Consider the following 3,371-nt stretch of genomic DNA (forward strand, 5'->3'; position numbering starts at 1 on the left):
AATAGATGAAGGGGAGTTTAGAAAACTCCCCTTCATCTATTCAATCTATTTTTCTATCTTAATACTTATTTATATAGTCGGAATTATCGGATATAATGAAATGGTCAAGGTTTCTAAACTCTTATATTTCGTCTATCGAAATAAATGAAGTGATTAATAGTATCCAAAAATAAATAGTTGGAGGGTAAAAACTGTGAAGTACAGCTATGTTTCCCATCTTGAGTGTCCAAAATGCCATGAGGTTTACTCTGTTGATGAAGTGAATCAGCTATGTCGTTGTGGAGCTCCATTATTAGTTAGATATGATTTAAATGAAGCAAAATCTATAATGAAAAAAGAAGACCTAAACTCTCGAAAAAATAGTTTATGGAGATATTATGAACTGCTCCCCGTGAAAAACGCGGAAAATATCGTCTCGTTAGATGAAGGGATGACTCCCTTAACCCATCTAAAGAAATTAGGTAAAAAATACTCTTTAGTTAATTTGTTTATCAAAGATGAGGGGATCATTCCAACAGGTTCCTTTAAAACTCGCGGGGCAAGTGTCGGAATTTCCAAAGCAAAAGAACTTGGTGTAGAGCAGCTGGCGATGCCTACGAATGGTAACGCAGGAGCAGCATGGGCATTATATTCCGCAAAAGCTGGCATAAAAGCAACTATTGTGATGCCTCAGGATGCCCCGAATATCACGAGAAAAGAGGTTGCTGTTTCCGGTGCCAATTTATATTTAGTAAATGGACTAATCAGTGACGCTGGTAAAATTGTCGGTAAACTGATCGCTGAACAGGGAATTTATGATGCATCAACATTGAAAGAACCATACCGAATTGAAGGTAAAAAAACAATGGGATACGAAATAGTAGAACAATTTAATTGGCAGGTCCCCGACGTTATTTTATATCCGACTGGCGGTGGTGTTGGTATTATAGGCATTTATAAAGCACTATTGGAATTAAAAGAAATGGGCTGGATAGAAGCTGATAAGTTTCCTAGACTGGTAGCGGTTCAAGCGGAGGGTTGCGCTCCGATTGTGAAGGCATGGCAAGAAGGGAAGAAGGAATCGGTATTCTGGGAAAACTCAAAGACTAATGCCTTTGGAATCAATGTCCCAAAAGCACTTGGTGACTTTCTTGTCCTGGAAGCCATTTATGAAACAAATGGCTGTGCGATTGCCATTTCGGAAGAGGACCTCGCGAAGGCACAGAAGCTTGTAGCAGAACTTGAAGGGAACTTTATTTGTCCTGAAGGGGCAGCTACGTTTGCGGCAGCCCGTATTTTACGTGAGCAAGACTGGATAAAAGAGGATGAAACAGTTGTTTGCTTAAACACCGGGCAGGGCATCAAATATCCGGAAACAGTTGAAACAAACCAAGTAACATTATTACAGCCGGATGATGTCATTAAAGCTTAAAAAACAGACGATAAAAAGGTCTTTTCGTTCTAATTCGATTTGGTACTAAAGGCAGTGACATCTCTACTCTTGGCAACATAGGATAGTAGCGGAGGTGTCATGAATGAAGAAATGGTTAAAAGCCGTCATTTTGACATATCTTTGCCTGCTGTTTTTTGGCAGCTTTATCATGGTAGGCATGTTGGGGACCGGTGCGCTTGAAAAATCTCTGCCATTCATTACTGATATCAAAATCTTTTTGTATTATTTTTTCGCTGGAGCAATTGGCGGTTCACTAAGACATCTATATATGTTTTGTACTCACTATATGGAAGACGAGTTACACGATTATCGAAAATGGATTATGTATATTTTTTATCCTATTTTTGCTACAGGCACAGCAGTCGTGGCTGTCACGCTGATCCAAAGTGGTATTTTACTTATTCAGTTTACTGATTATCAAGATACGCCTTATGCGCCTATTAGTATAGCCTTCTTTGTGGGATTTGGATTTAACCGCTTTGTAAAAAAGCTTAATACTGTTTCTAAAGATATTTTTCAAACGAAAAACAAGAAAAGCAATACAGCTGATGAAAAAGCGGATGATCTAGATGAGGTCTCAGATATACAGCACGAAAGTCAAAAGAGTCCCACCAACAATGGTCCATCATAAACAAAAAGCCTTCATGTGCAAAAATGAAGAGACCCAGGTAAATGAGACAAGGAAAAAACACCCCCTGAATCGTATTTATACAATATGATTTTAGGAGGGTGTTTTTCTATGGGCACAAGAGTACATTACGCAGAAGAAATAAAGTGGGAAGCTGTAAAAATGAAACAATCTGGAAAGTCGAACAAAGAAATTATGGAGCAGCTGGGGATAAAAAATAAGAGTCAAATTAAAACATGGATGAGATGGTACAATGCTGGTCAAACCTATCGGTTTTCTCAACAAGTAGGAAAGCAATATTCCTACGGTAAGGGAACTGAGGAGTTGAGTGAGTTAGAACAATTGAAACTAAAGAATAGGCAGTTAGAAACTCAATTGGAAATCTTAAAAAAGTACCAGGAAATCGAAAGGAGTTGGAGCCAAAATTCGTTGTAGAGGTAGTAGATAGTCTCTCATCCAAGTTTAAAGTAACCGACATTCTTAGTGTATTAGGCATCCCTAAAGCAACCTATTATCGTTGGAAAAAGAAATATAAAGTCATTGAGTTAACACCATTAGAGGAGATAATCCTTAAAATTTGTGAGGAAAATTTTTATCACTATGGTCACCGTAAGGTTAAATCCATTTTAAACAGAAAGTATGGGATAAATGTAAACCGCAAAACGGTACAAAAAATAATGCAGAAATACCAGGTCCAATGCCAAGTTAAGAAGAAGCGACAAAAGTACATCAGTGGTGAGAGTAATATTGTGGTGTCCAACATTCTTAATCGTAACTTTACAGCAAGTCAATCGAACGAAAAATGGGTAACGGATATTACCTACTTACCATATGGCTCGACTATGATGTATTTATCAACGATTATAGACTTATATAACAACGAAATTGTGGCTTATAAGATAAGTACGAGACAAGATATTAACCTGGTATTAGATACATTAAGGAACGCTATAGAATTACGTGAACCAGTAGGATTGCTTCTACATAGTGATCAAGGTTCTGTATATACTTCATATGCATATCAGAATTTGGCCAAAGAAAAAGGCATTACCACAAGCATGTCTCGAAAAGGAAACTGCCATGATAATGCCGTCATCGAATCCTTTCACTCCTCGCTAAAGTCGGAAGGATTCAACGCTCAAGGTAGAGCATCTATGTCCAATTCTAAAGTAGTACAAATAGTAAATCAATATATGTATCGATATAATCATGTACGTATTCAGGCAAAATTAAACTACCTGTCCCCACTTGAATATAGGGGACAGGCAGCATAGGTGTTTTTTCTAAGTCTCATTTTAACGGGTCAGTTCA

General features: G+C 37.7%; 3 protein-coding genes. All 3 read left to right on the forward strand.

Going from position 1 to position 3,371, the window contains the following annotated elements:
• Positions 1-193: 193 nt before the first annotated feature.
• The 3 genes from V7266_RS24525 to V7266_RS24535 all read left to right on the forward strand — a co-directional run bounded on the left by V7266_RS24525 (position 194) and on the right by V7266_RS24535 (position 3,334).
• Positions 194-1,411: a threonine synthase gene (locus tag V7266_RS24525; RefSeq protein ID WP_335471782.1), complete on the forward strand. Its 1,218-nt coding sequence runs from the start codon at positions 194-196 to the stop codon at positions 1,409-1,411.
• A 103-nt stretch (positions 1,412-1,514) separates the two neighbouring features.
• Positions 1,515-2,063 carry a hypothetical protein gene (locus V7266_RS24530; protein WP_335471783.1) on the forward strand — a complete coding sequence of 183 codons (549 nt, stop codon included), beginning with the start codon at positions 1,515-1,517 and terminating at the stop codon, positions 2,061-2,063.
• A 108-nt stretch (positions 2,064-2,171) separates the two neighbouring features.
• Positions 2,172-3,334, forward strand: a protein-coding gene (locus V7266_RS24535; protein WP_335471784.1) for an IS3 family transposase whose coding sequence is annotated in 2 segments (ribosomal slippage) — positions 2,172-2,466 and positions 2,466-3,334 — 1,164 coding nt in all. Because the reading frame shifts where the segments join, the coding sequence is not laid out codon by codon here.
• Positions 3,335-3,371: the final 37 nt, after the last annotated feature.

The sequence above is a fragment of the Neobacillus drentensis genome (genome assembly GCF_036965645.1).
Lineage (GTDB): Bacteria > Bacillota > Bacilli > Bacillales > Cytobacillaceae > Neobacillus > Neobacillus drentensis_D.